The organism is Streptomyces sp. WZ-12, assembly GCF_028898845.1.
Taxonomy (GTDB): domain Bacteria; phylum Actinomycetota; class Actinomycetes; order Streptomycetales; family Streptomycetaceae; genus Streptomyces.
In genome coordinates, this window is record NZ_CP118574.1 from 6,595,602 (window position 1) to 6,618,709 (window position 23,108).

A 23,108-nucleotide genomic window follows, 5' to 3' on the forward strand; every position below is an offset into this window, starting at 1 on the left:
GCGGGCCCTTCGTGGACGGTGCCGGCCGCCGGGACGGACCCCGGCGGCGCGGAGGAGGAACGGGCGGGGCGCGAACGGCGCCGCTCAGAACAGGGGCGCGGGCAGCACACCCTCCAGGGCCAGCAGCAGTCGTTTCGCCTCCAGGCCGCCGCCGAAGCCCCCGATGCCGCCGTCGCTGGCCACCACCCGGTGGCAGGGGACGACCACGGGGAGCGGATTGGAGCCCATCGCCGCGCCCACCGCGCGGGCCGCGCCCGGCTCACCGACCCGGTCGGCGAGGTCCTGATAGCCGACCACGGTGCCGTAGGGGACGCCGTCGTCCAGGGCGTGCAGCACCCGGGCGTTGAAACCACCGGACAGCGACCAGTCCAGGGGGACCGCGAAACTCCGCAGCTCGCCGGAGAAATAACGGCGCAGCTCGGCGGCGGCCGTCGCCAGATGCGGTATCTCCGGGAGCGGGGGCCCGCCGAAGACGGTCTCCAGCCGGCCGAGCGCGCGGCGCGTGACCCGCTCGTCGGCGTGGAAGGCGACCTGCACCAGGCCCTCCCGGGTCGCCGCCAGCAGCAGCGGGCCGATCGGGCTGTCGATGCGCGTCCAGCCCCAGTCGCGGCGGGCCGGGTACGCCTTCTTCTGGGCGGTGTCGGGTGCTGCGGCCGGCGTCGTCGCCGGCCCGGGAACGTGCTCTGCGTCCGTCACGCTCCCCAGCCTAGGGCCGCCCACCGACAACGCGGCGGGGAGGAGGTCCGGCGACCGCCGCCGGACCTCCTCCCCGCTGCGCCGCAGCGGTCAGTAGCCGGCGCTGTGCAGCGCCTTGCGCGCCACGTCGGGCTTGTTGCTGATCACCCCGTCGACGCCCTGGCCCGCGGCGCGCACCGCCGACTTGGCGTCGTCGACGGTCCAGATGTAGAGCTCCAACCGCCGGTGGTGCGGGCCCTTCAGGTGGTGCACGGCGGTCACGTAGTGCGGGGTGACGGCCGTGTGCGGCGGATTGATCTGGTCGCAGTAGGCCGCGTACTTGGGCAGGTCGGCCACCGAGGGGCTGCCCAGGAAGCCCGTCTTGATGGCCGGGTTCATCCGGTGCACCTTCCTGATCGCGTCGGCGTTGAAGCTCTGGACGATCAGCCGGCGCTTGAGGTGCGAGCCGTTCAGCCAGCCCTCGGCCCGCAACTCCCGCAGGGCCTGCCGTTCGATCCCGGGGTAGAGCTCCGGGTTCTTCAGCTCCATCAGCAGCCGCTGCCCGTTGTGCTCGACCTCGTCCAGGTACTCCTCCAGGGTGGGCACCCGCACCCCCTTGAACCTCGCCCCGTACCAACTGCCCGCGTCCAGCTTCTTGACCTCCCGGAGCGTGAAGTCGCCGACGTTCCACGGGGAGCGGTTGGGGAAGACCTTCTTGGCGTTGGTGGTGCGCGCCAGCGAGGTGTCGTGCAGGACGACCAGCTCCCCGTCCTTGGTGCGCTGGACGTCGTTCTCGACCCAGGTGATCCCGCGCCGGTGCGCCGCGTCGATCGAGGCGAGGGTGTTCTCGGGCGCGTACGCCGCCGCGCCGCGGTGGCCGACCACTACAGGGGGGTGCCCGTTGGCCGCGGCCCGGGCCGCGGCGGTGGGGAGGACGAGCGCGGACAGACCCATGAGCGCGCCGGCGAGGGCTGCGACGGGGCGGATACGCATACGGACTCCTCGTGACGTCGTGGAAGTGAGCTGACGTGAAGTGAGGTGAACGGGAGGGACGGTCGGAGAATCGCAGCCGGGCCGGAGGAGGGGGCGGACGTGCGGTGGCCGGGCGCTGAACGACAAGAGGCCGGTGTTCCGTGCCGAGCGTCGTAGTTGCAGGGTGCCCGGAATGGCCGTGCAGCAGACGTACGTCCCGACGTCGTCCAACTTGCCGGAGCCGCGGCGTCCGCGCATCTCGGCCGACGGTCGGTCACCCCTCGCATGGTTGGCCGATTTTGCCGGCCGCGTCCGGGGCGGGCCGTCGTCCGGACCGCCCCGCACCCGACTCCGCCCGGCTCCAGGTCGTGGATCGCCGCGCCGAGCCGCGGACCCGCCGCGGCCGCGACCGCTCGCCCCGCCCCTCAGAGCACCCGTGAAAACCGCAGGTCAGATCCGATCCGGCCCCGATTGTCAGTGGCGGGTCGTACGGTGGATCCCATGCGGCCCGTTTCAAAGATCGAACGCACGGTGGCGCCCTTCGAGGTCGTCAGCTCCTACCAGCCCAGCGGCGATCAGCCGACGGCCATCGCCGAGCTCGACCGGCGCATCCGCGGCGGTGAGAAGGACGTCGTCCTGCTGGGCGCGACCGGTACCGGCAAGTCGGCGACCACCGCGTGGATGATCGAGAAGCTCCAGCGCCCGACGCTGGTGATGGCGCCCAACAAGACCCTCGCGGCCCAGCTCGCCAACGAGTTCCGCGAGCTGCTGCCCAACAACGCCGTCGAGTACTTCGTCTCCTACTACGACTACTACCAACCCGAGGCGTACGTCCCGCAGTCCGATACGTACATCGAGAAGGACTCCTCCATCAACGAGGAGGTGGAGCGGCTGCGCCACTCCGCGACGAACTCCCTCCTCACCCGGCGGGACGTCATCGTGGTCGCCTCGGTCTCCTGCATCTACGGCCTGGGCACGCCCCAGGAGTACGTCGACCGCATGGTGTCCCTCAAGGTCGGCGACGAGATCGACCGGGACCAGCTGCTGCGCCGCTTCGTGGACATCCAGTACGCCCGCAACGACGTGGCGTTCACCCGGGGCACCTTCCGGGTCCGCGGCGACACCATCGAGATCTTCCCGGTCTACGAGGAGCTGGCCGTCCGGATCGAGATGTTCGGCGACGAGATCGAGGCGCTGTCCACCCTGCACCCGCTCACCGGCGAGGTGATCAGCGACGACCAGCAGCTCTACGTCTTCCCCGCCAGCCACTACATCGCCGGCCCCGAGCGGTTGGAGAAGGCGGTCGCCGGGATCGAGGCCGAGCTGGCGGACCGGCTGGCCACGCTGGAGAAGCAGGGCAAGCTGCTGGAGGCCCAGCGGCTGCGCATGCGCACCACCTACGACATCGAGATGATGCGGCAGATCGGCTCCTGCTCGGGCATCGAGAACTACTCGATGCACTTCGACGGCCGCGAGCCGGGCTCGGCGCCCAACACCCTCCTCGACTACTTCCCCGAGGACTTCCTGCTGGTCATCGACGAGTCGCACGTCACCGTCCCGCAGATCGGCGCCATGTACGAGGGCGACGCCTCCCGCAAGCGCACCCTCGTCGACCACGGCTTCCGGCTCCCGTCCGCGCTGGACAACCGCCCGCTGAAGTGGGAGGAGTTCCTGGGGCGGGTCGGCCAGACCGTCTACCTCTCCGCGACGCCCGGCCCCTACGAGCTGTCCCGCGGCGACGGCTTCGTGGAGCAGATCATCCGGCCGACCGGTCTGGTCGATCCGGAGGTGGTGGTCAAGCCCACCGACGGGCAGATCGACGACCTGGTGCACGAGATCCGCAAGCGCACCGAGAAGGACGAGCGCGTCCTGGTCACCACGCTCACCAAGAAGATGGCCGAGGACCTCACCGACTACTTCCTGGAGCTCGGCATCCAGGTCCGCTATCTGCACAGCGACGTGGACACCCTGCGGCGCGTGGAGCTGCTGCGCGAGCTGCGGGCCGGCGAGTTCGACGTGCTGGTCGGCATCAACCTCCTCCGGGAGGGCCTGGACCTGCCGGAGGTCTCCCTGGTGGCGATCCTGGACGCGGACAAGGAGGGCTTCCTGCGCTCCGGCACCTCGCTGATCCAGACCATCGGCCGGGCGGCCCGTAACGTCTCCGGCCAGGTGCACATGTACGCCGACAAGATCACCGCGGCGATGGAGAAGGCCATCGAGGAGACCAACCGCCGCCGGGAGAAGCAGCTCGCGTACAACAAGGAGAACGGCATCGATCCCCAGCCGCTCCGCAAGAAGATCGGTGACATCGTCGCCACCCTGGCCCGCGAGGAGATCGACACCCAGGAGTTGTTGGGCAGCGGCTACCGCAAGTCCGGCGGCGACAAGGACGGCAAGGTCAAGGCGCCGGTCCCGGCGCTCGGAGGGAAGGCCGGCAAGGCGGCCAAGGGCAAGGGCGGCAAGGGCGCCGAGGTTCCCACGGACCGCCCCGCGGCCGAGCTCGCCGAGACGATCGAGGAGCTGACGGAGCGGATGCGGGCGGCCGCCGCGGAGCTCCAGTTCGAGGTCGCCGCCCGGCTGCGCGACGAGGTCGGCGAGCTGAAGAAGGAGCTGCGGCAGATGAAGGAGGCCGGCCTGAAGTAGCGGCCGGCTCCGGCCCGTTAAGCCTCTCTGCCCCGCCCGTCGGCCCGTGTGCCGAGGAGCGGGGCAGACGTGCGACCGCGGCGGGAACGCGGCGTGTCAGCCGCCCCAGCATCGCCCCTACCTGCATATTTGCCTATCTCTTTGCCTTTTGATGAACTTCCTTTACTCTTCCTGGTGTGGAGGGTGCGGAAAGTCCCTCCGGCAGCGACGACGCTGTGAGTGCCGTACGAGTCTGCCGGAGGAGCAGTGGACGTTTCCCTTGGTCTGTGGGTGCTGACCATCCTCGGTCTGATCGCCCTGATTGCCGTTGATTTCTTCATCGGCGGCCGCAAGCCCCATGAGGTGTCCCTCAAAGAGGCCGGCATCTGGACCGGCGTCTGGATGGGGCTCGCCGTGCTGTTCGGGCTCGGGCTGCTGCTCTTCGCCGGCGGCGCGCCGGCGGGCGAGTTCTTCGCGGGCTTCATCACCGAGAAGTCGCTGAGCGTCGACAACCTCTTCGTCTTCGTCCTGATCATGGGCAAGTTCGCGGTCCCGGCCATCTACCAACAGCGGGTGCTGATGGTCGGGGTGCTGATCGCGCTGGTGCTGCGGGCCGGCTTCATCGGCGCGGGCGCCGCGATCATCGCCAACTTCTCCTGGGTCTTCTACCTCTTCGGCGCGTTCCTCATCTGGACGGCGTGGAAGCTCATCCAGGAGGCGCGCTCCGGGGCGGAGGACGAGGAGTTCGAGGAGAACCGCTTCCTGAAGGCGGTCGAGCGCCGCTTCCCGTCCACCGACCGGTACCACGGCACGAAGCTGTTCGTCGTCGAGAACGGCCGGCGGCTGATGACGCCGATGCTGATCGTCATGCTGGCGATCGGCACCACCGACGTGCTGTTCGCCCTGGACTCGATCCCGGCGATCTTCGGCCTCACCCAGGACCCGTACATCGTCTTCACCGCCAACGCCTTCGCCCTGATGGGGCTGCGGCAGCTCTACTTCCTGATCGGCGGACTGCTCAAGAAGCTGGTCCACCTCTCCTACGGCCTGTCGGTGATCCTCGGCTTCATCGGCGTGAAGCTGGTGCTGCACGCCCTGCACGAGTCCGGGGTGGCCGTGCCGGAGATCAGCATCCCGGTCTCGTTGGGCGTGATCTGCGCGGTGCTGGTCGTCACCACGCTGACCAGCCTGCGCGCCTCGCGGCGGCTGGCGGCGGCCGAGGAGCCCGACGAGGCGGGGGCGCATCCCCGCGGCTAGCGGGCGGCGGGGCGCACACGAAGCGGGCCCGGTGGGTGCGGCTGCACCCACCGGGCCCGGCGTCGTTCGACCGGCGCCTACCAGCCGCGCTCCCGCCACTCGGCGAGGTGCGGCCGCTCGTCGCCGAGCGTGGTGTCGGCGCCGTGGCCCGGATAGACCCAGGTCTCGTCCGGCAACTCGTCGAAGAGCTTGCGCTGCACGCCGTCCAGCAGGCTGGCGAACCGCTCCGCGCTGCCCCAGGTGTTGCCCACCCCGCCGGGGAAGAGGCAGTCCCCGGTGAAGACGTGCGGGTGGCCGTGCGGGTCGTCGTAGACCAGCGCGATGCTGCCCGGGGTGTGCCCGACCAGATGGCGCGCGGTCAGCCGGACCCGCCCCACGGTGAGGACGTCGCCGTCGTCGACCAGGACGTCGGTGGGGACGGGGATGCCCTCGGCGTCGTACCGCCCCGCGTACGTCCGTGCGCCGGTCGCGTCGACGACCTCGCGCAGCGCGCCCCAGTGGTCGCCGTGCTGGTGCGTGGTGACCACGGACGCGAGGCCGCTGTCGCCGACCAGGGTGAGCAGCGTGTGCGGCTCGGCGGCCGCGTCGATCAGAAGCTGTTCGTCGGTGGCACGACAGCGCAGCACATAGGCGTTGTTGTTGGTGGGACCGACCGCGACCTTCGAGATCATCAGGTCGGTCAGCTCGTGCACGTCGGCCGGTCCGCCGACCTTCACTGCTCCGCTGTAGGTCATGACACCAACTCTAGAGCGGCGGGATCAGCGGCAGCGGACCGCCGTGGGTCTCCAGCCGGCCGCCGTCGGAGCGCCCGGTCAGCCAGCCGACCAGATCCCGCGCCGGGCCGCGCACCACCACCGGCGCGGTGGGCGTGCCGTCGACGGAGTCCGCGCGCCCGGTGCGCCAGCGCCGGCCCTCGTCGGCGTGCAACTCCAGGGCCGGCAGGTCCGGGTGGCGGGCGAACTTGATCCCGGCGAGGAAGTCCAGCTCGCTGTCCACGAAGGCGGCCGGCAGGTGCTCGATGGTGTAGCCGACGCCCAGGTCGACGTGGTGCAACTCGACCTCGGTCAGCCGGCGCAGCGGCAGCCGGTCGGCCCGTTCGACGACGCCGTTGCGCATCTCGACCTCGTAGGCCCGACGGTCCTCGGGCAGGTCCCGCGCCGCCGCCGCGAAGCGGGCCGAGCTCTCCGCCAGGTCCGCGAGGTGCACCGCCAACGGGCGGTCGGCGCCCCGCTCGATGTCGCCGTTGCGGGCCTGAGCGCTCGCGTACATCGGCGTGCGGACACCCGTCCGGGCCCACGTCAGGAGATTGACCAGGGCGTCGGCGTTACGGGCCAGATGGGCCAGGACGTGGCCGCGGGTCCAGCCGGGGAGCAGTGACGGCTCGCCGACCGCGGCGTCGTCGAGCTTCCCCAGGGAGATCAGGAGGCGCTCGGTGGAGTCGTGGACGGCGGCCGTGTCGCGGGGGAAATCAGGAGCGATGGTCATGTCCCGACGCTAGCGCCGGGCGGCCGGATCCGGGAGGCGGACGGAGAGCTTCCGGCCGGATAAGGGGTGGTGCCGGTGGCACGGGTGGTGCGCGCGGGCGCGGAGGGGGCGGACGGAACGCGGGATTCCTGTCCCGGCGTCCGCCCGGTCCGCGCCCCGGGGCGCGTCAGCCCACCGGGACCGCGGTGGGCGCCCCGAACCACCGGGCCAGCGCCGCGTCCAACTCCCCGTAGGGGCCGGCGACATCGGACGCCCAGGCGGTGTAGCCGTCCGGTCGCACCAGGAGGCCGGCCAGGGCGGGCCGTTCCGGGCAGCGCGCCGTCAGGACCCGCACCCGGTCGCCGAGGCCGGCCGCCCGCCCGCGCAGCCCGGGATCGTCGGCGAGGTCGAGCAACAGGCCCGTGCCGGCGTGCAGATGGTCCGCCAGCCGGTGCCCGTCGGACAGCTCCAGGTCGGGGGCGCTGCGGCCGGTCAGCTCGTGCGTGCCGGGCAGGTCGTAGCGCTGCCAGACGCCGGAGATCTTCTTGGCGAAGTAGGTGGTGGCGTCGGACGTCCCGGCCAGTTCGGCGACCACCCGGCGCAGCGCGTCGCTGTGCGATCCGGGCCGCATCAGTGCCACTTGGGCCCGGGTCCACTCCAGCACCCACGCGCCGAGCGGCCGCCGTTCGACGGCGTAGCTGCCCAACAGCCCCTCCGGGGCCCGGCCGTGCACCGTGGCCGCCAGCTTCCAGCCGAGGTTCATCGCGTCCCCGAGGCCCAGGTTGAGCCCCTGGCCGCCGAACGGGGCGTGCACATGGGCCGCGTCGCCGGCCAGCAGCACCCGGCCGCGGCGGTACTCGGCCGCCTGCCGGGCGTTGTCGGTGAACCGGGTCGCCGAGCGCACCTTGGTGACCGTCACGTCCGGGACGCCGGAGACCCGGCGCAGCGCGCCCTGCAACTCCTCGGCACTGATGGCGGCTTCGCGGTCCGCCGGCGCCCCGTCGAACTCCACGGTGAGGATTCGGCCGGGCATCGGCCCGTGGGCGTACGTCCCGGTGGCGGTCCAGTTCCAGCCGGCCCCCAGGGCGTCGGCGCCGGTCAGCTCCACGATGGCCTGGTGGCCGGTGATCGACGGCTCCGTCCCGGGGAACGGGATGCCGGCGAGCCGGCGGACCGTGCTGCGGCCGCCGTCGCAGCCCACCAACCAGCCGGCACGCAGCGGGCCTTGGGAGGTGTGGACGCGGACGGCCGCCGCGTCGTCGTCGGTGTCGAAGCCGGTGAGGGTCACCCCGCGGCGCACGGCGACGCCCAGTTCGGCGGCGCGGGCGGCGAGTATCCGCTCCAGCGCCTCCTGGGGGACCAGGCCGACCTCGCCGGCCGGGCCGCTGGTGCCGAAGTCCGGGTCCGACTCGTCGAGCAACTCGCCGCGGAGCATGATGCCCGCGAAGTGCCCGGCGAACTTCGGCACCGGCTTCGTCAACGAGGCGCCGGCGGCCTGCCGTTGCCGGACGAACGCGCCGAGGCCCGCCAGGGCGGTGCGCTGCGCCGCCGCCAACTGGGGCAGCAGCCCGCGCCGGTAGAGGGCCTCCACGCTGGGGGTGTTGAGGGACCCCGCCTTGATCGTGGTGTCCACCTCGGTCAGCCGCTCCAGGACGATCACCGAGACGTCCGCCAGGGCCAGTTCGCAGGCGAGCAGCAGCCCCACCGGGCCGCCCCCCGCCACCACTACGTCCGCGTCATGTGTCATGGCGTGGAGTGTAGTGACTAAAAATTTGTTTTGGGTACAATTTTTTGGTTGCCCTCCTGTCGGGAGAGGCTGATGCCCTGCTGAGGGAGTGCGGAAGGGGAGAAGGTGGCCGGAAAGAAGGTGGCGGGGGAGTCGGTGCGGGGGAGTGCGGGCGCCGAGGGGGACGCCCAACTACCGCTGCGCGAGCGCAAGAAGCGGCTCACCCGGCAGCGGATCTCCGCGGTCGCGACGGAGCTCTTCCTCACGCGCGGCTTCGACGACGTCACCGTGGCCGAGGTGGCCCGCGCCGCCGAGGTCTCCACGATGACGGTCTTCAACTACTTCCCGCGCAAGGAGGACCTCTTCCTCGACCGGATCCCCGAGGCCGTCGAGCTGGCCGTGCGCGGGGTGCGGGAGCGCGGCGCGGACGAGACGCCGCTCGCCGCGCTGCGCCGGCTGGCGCTGGAGCTGTTCGCGCAGGGGCATCCGCTGGGCGGGCCGAAGGAGGGGTTCCAGTACTTCTGGCGCACCGTGCTCGACTCGCCCGCGCTGCGGGCCCGCGCCCGCGAGGCGGTCGAGGAGGTCGAGGGGGCGCTGGCCGGCGCGCTCGCCGAGGCGGCCGGCGGCGACCCCGCGCGGCCCGACCGGGACGCCCGGCTGGCCGCGGCGCTGATCGTCGCGGGGTGGCGGACGGTCTTCGTCGATGCCGCCGCCCGACAGCTGGCGGGTGACCCCGCGGACGCGGTCGCCGTTGACCACGAGGCAGTGATCCGGCACACGTTCGACGTACTGGAGCGGGCGCTGCCGGACGGAGGTCGGGGGCAGGTCGGTCGGAGTCGTCCCGCGCGCCGAACGGCGTAAGGGCTGGTCAACGCTTCGGGAAGGTTGTGGGGCCGTGACACGTTTGGGTGAAGGGGGCTTGCGAGGCCAGTAAATCGAATGCACGTGCTATAGGCTCGTGTGTGGCATCCCAACGACGCTGCCGCGGCGACCCCCATACCCTTGGGCGGGGGTCCCGCTCCGCTCCGCCGCCTCTGCTCGCTCACCGCGCGGCGGGCGCAGCCCCGTGGCTCCCGCCCCACTCTCCAAGAAAGGTGCCGACCGGCGTGGCCGACCGTCTCATCGTTCGTGGCGCTCGCGAGCACAACCTCCGCAATGTCTCGCTCGACCTCCCCCGCGACTCCCTCATCGTCTTCACGGGGCTCTCCGGGTCGGGCAAGTCCTCGCTCGCCTTCGACACGATCTTCGCCGAGGGGCAGCGGCGCTACGTCGAGTCGCTCTCCTCCTACGCCCGACAGTTCCTCGGGCAGATGGACAAGCCCGATGTGGACTTCATCGAGGGCCTGTCCCCCGCGGTCTCGATCGACCAGAAGTCGACCTCGCGCAACCCGCGCTCGACGGTCGGCACGATCACCGAGGTCTACGACTACCTCCGACTGCTCTTCGCCCGGATCGGCAAGCCGCACTGCCCCGAGTGCGGTCGGCCGATCGCCCGCCAGTCGCCGCAGGCCATCGTCGACAAGGTCCTGGAGCTCCCCGAGGGCAGCCGCTTCCAGGTGCTCTCGCCGCTGGTGCGCGAGCGCAAGGGCGAGTTCGTCGACCTCTTCTCCGACCTCCAGACCAAGGGCTACAGCCGCGCCCGGGTCGACGGCGAGACCATCCAGCTCTCCGACCCGCCGAAGCTGAAGAAGCAGGAGAAGCACACCATCGAGGTGGTCATCGACCGCCTCACGGTCAAGGAGAGCGCCAAGCGCCGGCTGACCGACTCCGTGGAGACCGCCCTCGGCCTCTCCGGCGGCATGGTCATCCTCGACTTCGTCGACCTGGAGCCGGACGACCCGCAGCGCGAGCGGATGTACTCCGAGCACCTCTACTGCGCCTACGACGACCTCTCCTTCGAGGAGTTGGAGCCCCGCTCCTTCTCCTTCAACTCCCCCTTCGGCGCCTGCCCGGACTGCACCGGCATCGGCACCCGCATGGAGGTCGACCCCGAGCTGATCATCCCGGACGAGGAGCGCTCCCTCGACGAGGGCGCCATCCACCCCTGGTCCGGCGGCCACACCAAGGACTACTTCGGCCGGCTGGTCGGCGCGCTCGCCGACGCCCTGGGCTTCCGCACGGACATCCCCTGGGCCGGCCTGCCGCAGCGCGCCAAGAAGGCCCTGCTGCACGGCCACAAGACCCAGATCGAGGTCCGCTACCGCAACCGCTACGGCCGTCAACGGGCCTACACCACCGCCTTCGAGGGCGCGGTGCCGTTCGTCAAGCGGCGGCACAGCGAGGCGGAGAGCGACAGCAGCCGGGAGCGCTTCGAGGGCTATATGCGCGAGGTGCCCTGCCCGACCTGTGAGGGCACCCGGCTCAAGCCGATCGTGCTCGCGGTCACGGTCCAGGAGAAGTCGATCGCCGAGGTCGCGGCGATGTCGATCAGCGACTGCGCCGACTTCCTGCGCACCATGACGCTCAACGCCCGCGAGAAGACCATCGCCGAGCGGGTCCTGAAGGAGGTCAACGAGCGGCTGAAGTTCCTGGTCGACGTCGGCCTGGACTACCTCTCGCTGAACCGCGCGGCCGGCACCCTCTCCGGCGGCGAGGCCCAGCGCATCCGCCTGGCCACCCAGATCGGCTCCGGCCTGGTCGGCGTGCTCTACGTCCTCGACGAGCCGTCGATCGGCCTGCACCAGCGCGACAACCACCGCCTGATCGAGACCCTGGTGCGGCTGCGCGACATGGGCAACACCCTGATCGTGGTGGAGCACGACGAGGACACCATCAAGGTCGCCGACTGGGTCGTCGACATCGGCCCCGGCGCCGGCGAGCACGGCGGCAAGGTCGTGCACAGCGGCCCGATGAAGCAGTTGCTGGCCAACAAGGACTCCCTCACCGGCCAGTACCTCGCCGGCAAGAAGGCCATCGCCACGCCGGACGTGCGCCGCCCCGCCGACCCGTCCCGCCAGTTGACGGTGCACGGCGCGAAGGAGAACAACCTCCGCGACATCGACGTCTCCTTCCCGCTCGGCGTGCTCTCGGCCGTCACCGGCGTCTCCGGCTCCGGCAAGTCGACGCTGGTCAACGACATCCTCTACACCCACCTCGCCCGCGAGTTGAACGGTGCCAAGTCGGTCCCCGGCCGGCACACCCGGGTCGCCGGCGACGACCTCGTCGACAAGGTGGTGCACGTCGACCAGTCGCCGATCGGCCGCACCCCGCGGTCCAACCCGGCCACCTACACCGGCGTCTTCGACCACGTCCGCAAGCTCTTCGCGGAGACGATGGAGGCCAAGGTCCGCGGCTATCTGCCCGGTCGCTTCTCCTTCAACGTCAAGGGCGGCCGCTGCGAGAACTGCTCCGGCGACGGCACCATCAAGATCGAGATGAACTTCCTGCCGGACGTCTACGTCCCGTGCGAGGTCTGCCACGGCGCGCGGTACAACCGCGAGACGCTGGAGGTGCACTACAAGGGCAAGTCCATCGCCGAGGTGCTGGACATGCCGATCGAGGAGGCGCTGAGCTTCTTCGAGGCGGTGCCCACCATCGCCCGCCACCTCAAGACGCTCAACGAGGTCGGCCTCGGCTACGTCCGGCTCGGCCAGTCCGCGCCCACCCTCTCCGGCGGTGAGGCGCAGCGCGTCAAGCTGGCCAGCGAGCTCCAGAAGCGCTCCACCGGCAGCACCGTCTACGTCCTCGACGAGCCCACCACGGGCCTGCACTTCGAGGACATCAGCAAGCTGATCAAGGTGCTCTCCGGCCTGGTCGACAAGGGCAACACGGTGATCGTCATCGAGCACAACCTCGATGTGATCAAGACCGCGGACTGGGTCATCGACATGGGTCCCGAGGGCGGCAGCGGCGGCGGCATGGTCGTCGCCGAGGGCACCCCGGAGCAGGTGGCGGCGATCCCGGCCAGCCACACCGGCAAGTTCCTGCGGGACATCCTCGGCGACCGGGTCAGCGACGCCGGCCTGGTGGGCGGCGCGACCAAGGCGCCGGCCGCCCGGAAGGCCGCCGCCAAGAAGGCCACGAAGAAGGCCGTGGCCGCCGCGTCCGCCGGGACGCCGACCGTGACCGCCTCGACGGCGAAGAACGGCACGGTGAAGAAGACCGCGGCGAAGAAGGCCACCGCGAAGACGGCGGCCAAGAAGACCGCGGCCACCTCCGCCGCCAAGAAGACCGCCGTCAAGAAGGCCCCGGCCAAGAAGGCGACGACGCGGGCCCGTCGGGCCTCCTGACAAGGGCGTCCGGCACACCGTCGCACCCACAGCGGGGCGGGGCTCCCTCCCGGAGCCCCGCCCCCGCCGGTGCAACCGCCGCCCTCAGGCCGCCAGTTCGGCGGCGAACGGCGGCTCCGCGCCCGCGCGGGAGCAGGTGATCGCGGCCGCCCGGGCGGCGAAGCGGAGGATGTCCGCCCACTCCTCGCCGGTCAGCGCCGCGACCGCCGGATACGACAGCGCGTCATGGGCGTCCAGCCGGTGCAGCAGCGCCGCGTTGACGGTGTCGCCCGCGCCGATGGTGTCGACCACGGCGACCCGCTCACCGGGCACCGACACCTCGCCGCCGCCCCGGGTCAGCACCGTCAGCCCGTCGCCGCCGTGGGTGAGCACGATCGCCGCCGGCCCCGCCGCCAGCCACTCCCGGGCCGCCGCGAGCACCGCCGCCCGGTCGACGCCCGCCGCGGCCGGCGCCCCGGTCAGCCACAGCGCGTCCTCCTCGGAGAGCTTCAGCAACGCCAGATCCGGCAGCCAGGAGCGGAACCGCGCCCGGTAGGCGTCCGGATCGAGGATCAGCCCCGGGCGGATGTTGGGGTCGAGCGCGGTGAACACCCCGCGCCGGGCCTCCCGCCGCAGCAGCGCCTCGTAGGCGCCGGCGCCCGGCTGAAGCACCAGCGAGCAGGTGCCCAGGGAGAGCGCGCGCACCGCGTCCGGCAGCGCCGGGGGCAGGGTGAACAGCCGGTCGGCGGTGCCCTCCACGTAGAAGCCGTAACCGGCCGAGCCGTCCGGGCTGATGTCCGCCATCGCCAGCGTGGTCGGCTCCGGGCCGCGCTGCACCAGCGAGGTGTCCACCCCGCCGTCCCGCAGCCCGCGCAGCAGCGCCGCGCCGAAGGCGTCGGTCGAGACCCGGGAGCAGAACGCGGCCGGCGAGCCCAACCGCCCCAGTGCCACCGCGGTGTTGTACGGCCCGCCGCCGCGCCGCGGCAGCAGCGCCGGCAACGGGCCGTCGGGGGAGGGCTGTTGACTGGGGACGAGGTCGATCAGCGCCTCGCCGGCGACGACGATCACGGATGCGGATCCTTTCCTACGGGCGGCCGGGGCCGGCCGGGACGTGGCGGGGGAGGGCGTACGGGCCCCGGGGCGGGGCCGGTTCGGGCCGTCAGCCGGAGGCGGGGCAGCCGCACGAGGTGCGGTGCACGAAGGTGCAGGGCAGCCGGACGGTGCGGGGCGGCCGGTCCGGCGCCTGAAGCCGCTCCAGCAACAGGCGCACCGCCGCCGCGCCCAACTCCCGGCTGGGCTGGGCGATCGCGGTCAGCCGCGGGGTGAACAGGTCCGCCCAGGAGAAGTCGTCGAAGCAGGCCAGCGCGATGTCCCGGGGGACCTCGCGGCCCAGGGCGCGCAGTGCCTGCAGCGCGCCGATGGTCATCGCGTTGTTGGCGGTGATGATCGCGGTGGGCGGCTCCGGCGCGGCGAGCAGGTGCCGAGTGGCGTCCTGGGCGCCCTCCGCCTCGGAGTTGCCGCCGGCCAGGAGCTCGGGCGCGAACGGCAGCCCGCGCTCGCGCAGCCCCGCGCGGTAGCCCTGGACCCGCTCGGTGGTGGTGCTGAGCCCGGGCAGCCCCGCCACCAGGCCGATCCGGGTGTGCCCCAAGTCGGCCAGATGGCCGACGAGTTGGCGCACCGGGTCGGTGCTCTCCGCGCACACCTGGTCGAAGTCGTCGCCGACCAGCCGGTCGAGGAAGACCGTCGGCACCCGACGCTTGGTCACGTAGTCGACCATCTCGGCGGGTTCGGCGGACGGGGCGACGATCATGCCGTCCACCCGCCGCTCGTGCAGCAGTTGGACCACCTTGCGCTCGTGGCGCGGATCGTCGTGCGGATCGGCGATCAGCAGGCTGTACCCGGCCTCCAGGGCACCGGCCTCGACGCCCTGGAGGATCTCGGTGAAGTACGGGTTGCTGATCGCCGAGACCGCCAGGCCGATGGAGCGGGTGCGGGAGGTGACCAGCGAGCGGGCGAGGGTGTTGTGGGTGTAGCCGAGCTCCTCGATGGCGGCCAGCACCGCGGCCCGGGTGTCCGGGCGCACGGGGCGGGTGCCGTTCACCACGTGCGAGACCGTGGCGACCGAGACGCCCGCGCGCCGTGCCACATCCACCATCGTCGTCATCCGGCTCTTTCCTCCCGACGCCCCGGCGCACCGTGCCCCGGCTTCCCGGGCGGGCGGTCCCGGCACCCGACCGTCCGCCGCAGTCCATCACAGTACGTCCGTTGAAGACCAAACGTAAACGCTTGCGTAAGCGTTTACGTCCTGGCGGTTTTTCTGTAGTGTCCCGGCCATCGAACCCGCACGACGTCGTGAGGAGGCGCCGATGCGCGCTCTCGTGGTCACCGCACCGGGCCCCAGGGGCACCACCGCTGTCACCGAACTGCCCGACCCCCGCCCGGAGTCCGACGAGGTGGTCGTGCGCGTGACCTCCTGCGGGCTGTGCGGCACCGACCTGCACCTCCTCGACGGCGAGCTGCCGGTGGCCCGCTACCCCCTCGTCCCCGGGCACGAGTTGACCGGCGAGATCGTTGCGGTGGGCACCGCGGTGCGGGACCGGAAGGTCGGCGAGCGGGTCGCGGTCGACCCCAACATGCCGTGCGGCGCCTGCCATTACTGCCGAATAGGCCGCGGCAACCTCTGCGAGGACTACACCGCGATCGGCGTCACCCGGGCCGGCGGCTTCGCCGAACTCGTCGCCGTCCCGGCCCGCTGCGCCTACGTGGTGCCGGCGCACCTCTCGGAGGCCGCCGCCGGGCTCGTCGAGCCGCTGTCCTGTGCGGTGCACGGCCTCAACCGGCTGCCCCGCCGCCCCGGCGAGCACTACCTGATCTACGGGGCGGGCACCATGGGCCTGATGATGGCCGCGCTGGTGCGGACCGCGGGGGCCGCCTCGGTCTCGGTCGTGGACCTCAACGAGGAACGGCTGGCGTTCGCCCGCTCCTTCGGCGTGGACGCGGCGGTGACGGGCGCCGACGCCCTCGACCGAGTGCCCGGATTCGAGGTGGTGGTCGACGCGACCGGAGCGGTCGCGGCCATCGAGGACGGTTTGGGCCGGGTGCGCCGCGGCGGCACCTTCCTCCAGTTCGGGGTCGCGGACCCGGCCCGCGCGGCGTCGTTCTCGCCGTACCGCGTCTACAGCCAGGAGATCGACATCATCGGCTCGATGGCGGTGCACAACAGCTTCCAGCCCGCCATCGACCTGCTGGCCGCCGGGCTGGACCTGGACCCGCTGGTCTCCGACGTCTTCGGCCTGGGCGACTTCGACGTGGCGGTGGCCCGCTTCCGGGCCGGCACCGGCCGCAAGATCCACCTCGCCCCGCAGAAGGGCTGAGCCCCGTGCCCGCATCCCTCAAGAACGCAGCGATCTGGGTCTTCGGCGCCCTCGGCGGCATCCTGTGGGGCTACGACACCGGGGTCATCTCCGGCGCCATGCTCTTCATCAAGCGCGACATCGCGCTCACCCCGCTCCTGGAGGGGCTGGTCGTCTCCGGCCTCCTCGTAGGAGCGATGGTCGGCGCCGGCCTGTCCGGGCGGCTCTCCGACTCCTGGGGGCGCCGCCGGCTGATCCTGGCCGCCTCCGGGGTCTTCATCCTCGGCACCCTCGGCGCGGCCTTCGCCACGGGGGCCGGCGCGCTGATCGCGTTCCGCTTCGTCATCGGTGTGGGCGTCGGCATCGCCTCCGTCGTCGTCCCGCTCTACCTCACCGAGCTCGCGCCCAAGCACCTGCGCGGCGGGCTGACGTCCCTGATGCAACTCCTGGTGACCGTCGGCATCTTCGTCGCCTACCTCACCGACTACGCGTTCGCCGACTCCGGGGCCTGGCGCTGGATGATCGGCCTGGGCGTGGTGCCCGCCGCGGTGCTGGCGCTGGGCATCATCACCCAGCCGGAGAGCCCGCGTTGGCTGGTGGGCAAGGGGCGCACCGCGCAGGCCCGTACGGTGCTGACCCGGCTGCGCGGGGACGCCGCGGCGGCGGGCGAGGAGCTGGCCGAGATCGAGCGGACCGAGCGCGCAGAGCGGGCGACCGGCGAGGCGCTGACCCTGCGAGGGCTGCTGTCGCCGCGGCTTCGGCCGGTGTTCGTGGTCGGGATGCTGCTGGTGTTCTTCCAGAACTTCGTCGGCATCAACACGATCATCTACTACGCGCCGACCCTGCTCACCGACATCGGCTTCGGCGCCAACGGGGCGATCCTCGCCAACGTCGGGATCGGCCTGCTCAACATGGTGATGACGCTGCCGGCGATGCGGTTGATCGACCGCAGGGGCCGCAAGCCGCTGCTGCGGGCCGGGGCGCTGGGGATGTGCGCGGCGATGGTGGTGCTGGCCGTCACCAACCTCTCCGGGCTCGGCTACGGCGCGCTGCTGTCCACCCTCACCCTGCTCGGGATCGCGCTCTACATCGCCTCGTTCGCCGTCTCCTGGGGGCCGGTGCAGTGGGTGATGCTGCCGGAGCTGTTCCCGATGCGGATCCGGGCCGCCGCGGTCAGCCTGTGCGTGCTGTTCAATTGGCTCTTCAACATGGTCGTGGCGCTGCTCTTCCCGTCCCTGCTGCACGCCTGGGGCGCCGGGATCAACTTCCTGTTCTTCGCCGGGACGACGCTGCTGGCGTACCTCTTCGTCCAGCGGCTGTTGCCGGAGACCAAGGGCCGCAGCCTGGAGGAGATCGAGGCGGAGCTGCTGCGGGGTGGTGCGGACCGCCGCTCGGCGGCCCGGACCGCCCCGGTATCGTCGGAGGTCGACGCCGTCCACTGATCAGGAGTTGCCTCATGAGCGCGTCCCCGGACCGCCGGACCATGTTGCGCGGGGCCGCGCTCGCGGGCCTCACCTGCTTCGGCGCCGCCGCCTGCGCCTCGGGGGCGCAGGGCTCGGTAGCCAAGCCGTCCTCGGACGCGCCGGTCGAGCTCGGCCCGGCCACGGACGTACCGGTCGGCGGCGCCAAGCTCTACGCCGCGCAGCGGCTGCTGGTCTCCCAGCCCACCCAGGGCGAGTTCACGTGCTTCAGCAGCGTCTGCACGCACATGGGCGGGGTCCTGAACAAGATCGAGAACGGGCAGGCCGTCTGCCCGCTGCACGGCAGCCACTTCCAGGTGGCCACCGGCAAGGTCGTCAAGGGCCCGGCGAGCGTCCCCTTGGAGACGGTCCCGATCAAGGTCAAGGGCGGCAAGCTGATCGCGGGTTGACGGGCCCGGCGCCCGCCCGTCGGTGCGCCGACCGCGTCGCCGTCCCGTTCACCCCCAGTCCCAGGTGATCCCCAGGATTCCCGGTCGCACCCCTTGCTCCACCATGTGCACCGCGTGGTGCCGGCCGCTCAGCGTCAGCTCCTGGCGGCCGCTGCGCGGGGCGCCGGCCGAGACCTGGGTGAAGCGCCGGCAACGCACCGGCAGCGCCGCCTCGTCGAACCGCACCTGGAGCACGTACTGGCCGCCGGCGAAGCTGAAGCCGCGCACGTACTCGGAGCTCGGGCCGCCGCTGCTGTCCTCGAAGGCGTAGCCGAAGACGTGGGTGTCGCCGGCCCGCAGCCGGGTGTCGAAGAGCAGCTCGGCGACGACCACGCCGTTCTCGGCGTCCCCGCGCACCCGTCCCAATCGGCAGTTCTCCGCGGTCCGCACCCGTACCCGGGAGGGATCGCAGCCGGGGTCGCCCCGGTGGATGGCGACATAGCGGTCCACGCCGTCCCGGTGGGCGCGCACCACCTGGAGGGACTCCCGTTCGCTCAGCTCGCGCCGGGGCCCGATCCGCACCCGCTCGTGGTGGCCGACGGTGTGCACCCCGCCGTCCGCCGGCGTCTCCAACTCGGCGAAGAGCTGCTGGAGGCAGTCGGCCGGCGCCACCAGGGAGCGGTACGAGCGGGCCGGCGGTCGCTCGCTCTCCGGGCGGGTGCCGCCGTCGGGCACCAGGAGCCGGTGCAGCGACCGGTCGGGCAGCCCGAGGACGTCCTCCAGGGCGCGGACCGCGCGCAGCGACTCGGGGCGCTGCGGCCGTCGGGCGCCCTGCTGCCAGTAACTCAGGCTGGTGACACCGATGGTGATGCCGCGCTGGGCCAGCTTGTGCTGGACGCGGGTGAGCGCCAGGCCGCGCGCGGTGAGCGCGCTGCGCAGGGCGAGATGGAACGGTCCGGTCCGCAGCAATTGGGCCAACTCGGCCGGTACGGGAGGGTGCTGTGCGGTTTGGGGAGTGTTCTGTGCCATTGCCTCAATCCTCCGGCGCGCGCGGTGAATGTTCACAACCGGGATGCACGGCGCGCGCTCTCCCTGCTCGTTCACTGCAGGACGCCGGGCACCAGTCGTTCACATTCGGGCCCGCCCGTCCACACCCCCATGTCACCTCGCATTGAAGCGTGTTGACCTGCCTGCGACAACACCCGATGCTCCACAGCAGCATCCGGATGCGCTCCTCTCATCTCTCACCCCTCACGGGAGGAACGCCATGCTTCACTCTCTGTTCACCCGGCACCGGCGCCGCAGATGGCTGTCGGCCGCGGCGCTGGCCGCCGTGGCCCTCACCGGCCTGCCGAGCGCCGCCACCGCCGCCCCACTGGGCGCCAACCGCCTGAACATCACCATGCAGGCCCAGGAGAAGACCAATTGGTGCTGGGCCGGCTCCGGCAACACCATCGCCGCCTTCTACGGCCGCAAGTACAGCCAGAACCAGTTCTGCAACGCCGCGTTCAACCGCCAGCAGAACTCCACCTGCCCCAACAACCAGGCCACGCTGGGAAATGTGCAGAACGCGTTTGACTGGATGGGGATCAATCCTGGCTCGTATGTGACGGGTTGGCTCCGCTACTCCACCGTGCAGAACGAGATCAACGCCAAGCGTCCCATCGAGACCCGCATCCAATGGGCGTCCGGCGGCGGCCACATGCACGTCCTCTACGGCTACGACACCTCTCGCAACTGGGTGTACTGGGGCGACCCCTGGGCCACCAACAACCGCTACAACTGGGGCGACTTCGACAACTACGTGAACGGCAGCTCCTTCTCCTGGACCCACTCCCTCTACCGGATAGGAGCCTGAGGCCATGACGAAGCGCACCGTCGCCCGCGCCGCCGCCACGGGCACCCTCGCCGCCGCCCTGCTCGGCCTGGCCCCGCACGTCGCGCTGGCCGCCGCCCCCGCGCCGCCGGCGCCCGCCGGGGCCAGCGTGTCCGCCGCCCGCGGCGCGGCCGCCGCCCCGGCGACCCTGGACACCCTGGCCCGCTTCTTCGCCGCCGCCCCGGGCAAGAAGGGGGCGGCCGCCGTCGCGGCCGCCAACACCGCCCCGCACGTCGAGGGCGCCACCGTCCCGGTCTACGAGCTCTCGCCCGACTTCGTCCGCGGGAAGGCCGACACCCCAGTCGCCCGGCTGGAGTTCATGGCCACCAAGGCGGTCGCCGCGGACGGCCGCACGGCGTCCGTGTGGACCGCCCACCGGGGCGCCTCCTGGAAGGTCGTCAACATCGCCACCGGCGACGACGAGACCCGCTACGTCGCGGCCGGCGCCGCACAGGGCGGCGGAACGGTTTTCCACGAGCCGCAGATCGACGCCTGGTACGTCCAGCGGGGCGACCGCGTCGAGCCCCTGGACGACGCGGCCCGCAAGGCCGTGGGCCCGCACGGCACCACCGTCGCCGCCTACCAGAAGCGGGTGGCCAAGGCGTACGGCGACAAGCTCCCCGGCTCCGCGTACGACAAGCGCGGTGAGGCCGGCGGCTTCGGCCCGGCCGGCGCACCGCCCGCCGCCGACCCCGGCCGCGCACCGCACCCGGTCGCCGCGGACGCCGCGACCTCCGACGCCTTCCCGGTGACCGCCGCCTCGTCGGTGGCCGGCGGCGCCGCGCTGTTGGCGCTCGGCCTGTCGGCCACGGTGGCGGTGCGCCGGCGCCGCAGTCGCTGACCGACCCCGTCCCACCGCACCACCGGAGCCCGTCCCGCCGTCCCGTCACCGGGCGCGGCCGGGGCGGGCTCCACCGCCTCGCCCCTGATTGTCAGCGGCGGTCAGTAGGGTGGTGGGCATGGCAGACCCCAGCAGCTACCGACCCAAGCCGGGACAGATCCCCGACTCGCCGGGGGTCTATAAATTCCGCGACGAGCACGGCCGGGTCATCTACGTCGGCAAGGCCAAGAGCCTGCGCCAGCGCCTGGCCAACTACTTCCAGGACCTGGCCGGTCTCCACCCGCGCACGCGCACGATGGTCACCACCGCCGCCTCCGTGGAGTGGACGGTCGTCTCCACCGAGGTCGAGGCGCTCCAGCTCGAATACAGTTGGATCAAGGAGTTCGACCCGCGGTTCAACGTCAAGTACCGCGACGACAAGAGCTATCCGTACCTCGCGGTGACCCTGGGCGAGGAGTTCCCCCGCGTCCAGGTGATGCGCGGCGCCAAGAAGAAGGGCGTGCGCTACTTCGGCCCGTACGCCCACGCCTGGGCCATCCGCGAGACCGTCGACCTGCTGCTCCGCGTCTTCCCCGTGCGCACCTGCTCGGCCGGCGTCTTCAAGCGCTCCGCCCAGATCGGCCGCCCCTGCCTGCTCGGCTACATCGGCAAGTGCTCGGCCCCCTGCGTCGGCCGGATCTCCCCCGAGGACCACCGCGAACTCGCCGAGGAATTCTGCGACTTCATGGCCGGCCGCACCGGCGCCCACCTCCGTCGGTTGGAGCGTCAGATGCAGGAGGCCGCCGAGGAGATGGAGTACGAGCGCGCCGCCCGGCTGCGGGACGACATAGGCGCGCTCAAGCGGGCGATGGAGAAGAGCGCGGTGGTCCTCGCCGACGCCACCGACGCCGACCTCATCGCCGTCGCCGAGGACGAACTGGAGGCCGCCGTCCAGATCTTCCACGTCCGCGGCGGCCGGGTGCGCGGCCAACGCGGCTGGGTCACCGACAAGGTCGAGGCGGTCACCACCGGCGATCTGATCGAGCACGCCCTCCAGCAGCTCTACGGCGAGGAGCGGGGCGACGCGGTCCCCAAGGAGGTGTTGGTCCCGGCGCTGCCCGACCCCGTCGAGCCGGTGGCCCAGTGGCTCACCCACCGCCGCGGCTCCCAGGTCTCGTTGCGCATCCCGCAGCGCGGCGACAAGAGGGACCTGATGGCCACCGTCGCGCGCAACGCCCAACAGGCCCTCGCCCTGCACAAGACCAAGCGCGCCTCCGACCTGACCACCCGCTCCCGCGCCCTGGAGGAGATCGCCCAGGCCCTCGACCTGGACACGGTCCCGCTGCGCATCGAGTGCTTCGACATCTCGCACCTCCAGGGCGAGGACGTCGTCGCCTCGATGGTGGTCTTCGAGGACGGCCTCGCCCGCAAGAGCGAGTACCGGCGCTTCCAGATCAAGGGCTTCGCGGGGCAGGACGACGTCCGCTCCATGCACGAGGTCATCGGCCGCCGCTTCCGGCGCTACCTCCAGGAGAAGCAGAAGTCGGGGGAGTGGGGCGAGGAGCCGACCGCCGAGGAGCGCCAGCCCGAGGGCGAGCCGAGCGGGCTCTCCTCCCTGGAGCCGACCGAGGCCCCCAGCGACACCCCGACCGACGACTCGGCCGACGGCTCTCCCGACCGCCTCACCGACGAGGACGGCCGCCCCAAGCGGTTCGCCTATCCGCCCCAACTGGTGGTCGTCGACGGCGGCGCCCCCCAGGTGGCCGCCGCCCGCCGGGCCATGGACGAGCTGGGCATCGACGACGTGGCGGTCTGCGGGCTGGCCAAGCGGCTGGAGGAGGTCTGGCTGCCCGGCGAGGACGACCCGGTGGTGCTGCCGCGCAGCAGCGAGGGGCTCTACCTCCTCCAGCGGGTCCGCGACGAGGCGCATCGTTTCGCCATCACCTATCAGCGCAGCAAGCGCGGCAAGCGGCTGAAGGCATCCCCGCTGGACGCCGTCCCCGGGCTCGGCGAGACCCGCCGCCAGGCGCTCCTCAAGCACTTCGGCTCGCTGAAGAAGCTGCGGGCCGCCACGGTGGAGGAGATCTGCCAGGTCCCGGGCGTGGGCCGGAAGACCGCCGAGACCCTCGCCGCGGCGCTGGCCGGCGCGGCCCCGTCGGCCCCCGCGGTGAACACCGCCACAGGAGAGATCATTGAGGATGACGGGGCCCCGCCGGCCGCGTTGTCAGCAGAACGGGGGCAGGACCGATGAGCAGCAGACCGCACGAGACGCAGGAATCCGAGAGA

Annotated in this window: 18 protein-coding genes; 10 read left to right on the plus strand and 8 right to left on the minus strand. The window is 72.0% G+C overall.

The window, feature by feature from the left end:
• Positions 1–84: 84 nt before the first annotated feature.
• Complete coding sequence (locus PV796_RS28485; RefSeq protein ID WP_274916264.1) at positions 85–696, minus strand: methylated-DNA--[protein]-cysteine S-methyltransferase; 612 nt, start codon at positions 694–696, stop codon at positions 85–87.
• 90 nt (positions 697–786) lie between these two features.
• The gene (locus tag PV796_RS28490) at positions 787–1,668 is read right to left on the minus strand and encodes a glycerophosphodiester phosphodiesterase (protein ID WP_274916265.1); all 882 of its coding nucleotides are present in this window, start codon (positions 1,666–1,668) and stop codon (positions 787–789) included.
• A gap of 480 nt (positions 1,669–2,148) precedes the next feature.
• Here PV796_RS28490 and uvrB point away from each other — a divergent pair, with 480 nt between their 5' ends.
• Both uvrB and PV796_RS28500 read left to right on the plus strand, forming a co-directional pair.
• Positions 2,149–4,290, plus strand: coding sequence for an excinuclease ABC subunit UvrB (gene uvrB / locus PV796_RS28495; protein ID WP_274916266.1), 2,142 nt, complete (start codon positions 2,149–2,151; stop codon positions 4,288–4,290).
• Between the two features lie 246 nt (positions 4,291–4,536).
• Entirely contained in the window at positions 4,537–5,526 is a 990-nt protein-coding gene (locus PV796_RS28500) for a TerC family protein (RefSeq protein WP_274916267.1), read from the plus strand.
• Positions 5,527–5,603: 77 nt separating this feature from the next.
• Here the strand turns inward: PV796_RS28500 and PV796_RS28505 are convergent, their stop codons facing one another.
• The 3 genes from PV796_RS28505 to PV796_RS28515 all read right to left on the minus strand — a co-directional run bounded on the left by PV796_RS28505 (position 5,604) and on the right by PV796_RS28515 (position 8,737).
• Positions 5,604–6,260 carry an MBL fold metallo-hydrolase gene (locus PV796_RS28505; RefSeq protein WP_274916268.1) on the minus strand — a complete coding sequence of 219 codons (657 nt, stop codon included), beginning with the start codon at positions 6,258–6,260 and terminating at the stop codon, positions 5,604–5,606.
• 10 nt (positions 6,261–6,270) lie between these two features.
• Positions 6,271–7,011 carry a maleylpyruvate isomerase family mycothiol-dependent enzyme gene (locus PV796_RS28510; RefSeq protein WP_274916269.1) on the minus strand — a complete coding sequence of 247 codons (741 nt, stop codon included), beginning with the start codon at positions 7,009–7,011 and terminating at the stop codon, positions 6,271–6,273.
• 166 nt (positions 7,012–7,177) lie between these two features.
• Complete coding sequence (locus PV796_RS28515; protein ID WP_274916270.1) at positions 7,178–8,737, minus strand: FAD-dependent monooxygenase; 1,560 nt, start codon at positions 8,735–8,737, stop codon at positions 7,178–7,180.
• A gap of 105 nt (positions 8,738–8,842) precedes the next feature.
• Between PV796_RS28515 and PV796_RS28520 the strand changes: the two genes are divergently transcribed.
• Both PV796_RS28520 and uvrA read left to right on the plus strand, forming a co-directional pair.
• The gene (locus PV796_RS28520) at positions 8,843–9,577 is read left to right on the plus strand and encodes a TetR/AcrR family transcriptional regulator (protein WP_446750634.1); all 735 of its coding nucleotides are present in this window, start codon (positions 8,843–8,845) and stop codon (positions 9,575–9,577) included.
• 245 nt (positions 9,578–9,822) lie between these two features.
• Positions 9,823–12,945, plus strand: coding sequence for an excinuclease ABC subunit UvrA (gene uvrA / locus PV796_RS28525; RefSeq protein WP_274916271.1), 3,123 nt, complete (start codon positions 9,823–9,825; stop codon positions 12,943–12,945).
• 84 nt (positions 12,946–13,029) lie between these two features.
• On the opposite strand, the gene PV796_RS28530 is transcribed toward uvrA, so the two are convergent.
• Together PV796_RS28530 and PV796_RS28535 are read right to left on the minus strand one after the other, a co-directional pair.
• Positions 13,030–13,992: a carbohydrate kinase family protein gene (locus PV796_RS28530; protein ID WP_274916273.1), complete on the minus strand. Its 963-nt coding sequence runs from the start codon at positions 13,990–13,992 to the stop codon at positions 13,030–13,032.
• A gap of 91 nt (positions 13,993–14,083) precedes the next feature.
• A complete protein-coding gene (locus PV796_RS28535; RefSeq protein ID WP_274916274.1) occupies positions 14,084–15,088 on the minus strand; it encodes a LacI family DNA-binding transcriptional regulator in 1,005 nt (334 codons plus the stop codon).
• A gap of 202 nt (positions 15,089–15,290) precedes the next feature.
• Here PV796_RS28535 and PV796_RS28540 point away from each other — a divergent pair, with 202 nt between their 5' ends.
• From PV796_RS28540 to PV796_RS28550, 3 genes are read left to right on the plus strand one after another with little or no spacing between them, the layout of a single operon-like run.
• Complete coding sequence (locus tag PV796_RS28540; RefSeq protein WP_274916275.1) at positions 15,291–16,298, plus strand: zinc-dependent alcohol dehydrogenase family protein; 1,008 nt, start codon at positions 15,291–15,293, stop codon at positions 16,296–16,298.
• 5 nt (positions 16,299–16,303) lie between these two features.
• Positions 16,304–17,719, plus strand: a complete 1,416-nt coding sequence (locus PV796_RS28545; RefSeq protein WP_274916276.1) for a sugar porter family MFS transporter — start codon at positions 16,304–16,306, stop codon at positions 17,717–17,719.
• Positions 17,720–17,733: 14 nt separating this feature from the next.
• The gene (locus tag PV796_RS28550) at positions 17,734–18,147 is read left to right on the plus strand and encodes a Rieske (2Fe-2S) protein (RefSeq protein ID WP_274916277.1); all 414 of its coding nucleotides are present in this window, start codon (positions 17,734–17,736) and stop codon (positions 18,145–18,147) included.
• A gap of 48 nt (positions 18,148–18,195) precedes the next feature.
• On the opposite strand, the gene PV796_RS28555 is transcribed toward PV796_RS28550, so the two are convergent.
• Positions 18,196–19,155 (minus strand): hypothetical protein, encoded by a 960-nt coding sequence (locus PV796_RS28555; RefSeq protein WP_274916278.1) that lies wholly within the window; start codon positions 19,153–19,155, stop codon positions 18,196–18,198.
• 238 nt (positions 19,156–19,393) lie between these two features.
• On the opposite strand from PV796_RS28555, the gene PV796_RS28560 reads away from it, so the two are divergent.
• From PV796_RS28560 to uvrC, 3 genes are all read left to right on the plus strand, one after another.
• Positions 19,394–19,984 (plus strand): papain-like cysteine protease family protein, encoded by a 591-nt coding sequence (locus PV796_RS28560; protein ID WP_274916279.1) that lies wholly within the window; start codon positions 19,394–19,396, stop codon positions 19,982–19,984.
• Between the two features lie 4 nt (positions 19,985–19,988).
• Positions 19,989–20,843 (plus strand): hypothetical protein, encoded by an 855-nt coding sequence (locus tag PV796_RS28565; protein ID WP_274916280.1) that lies wholly within the window; start codon positions 19,989–19,991, stop codon positions 20,841–20,843.
• A gap of 118 nt (positions 20,844–20,961) precedes the next feature.
• A complete protein-coding gene (gene uvrC / locus PV796_RS28570; protein WP_274916281.1) occupies positions 20,962–23,073 on the plus strand; it encodes an excinuclease ABC subunit UvrC in 2,112 nt (703 codons plus the stop codon).
• The last annotated feature ends 35 nt before the right edge of the window (positions 23,074–23,108 follow it).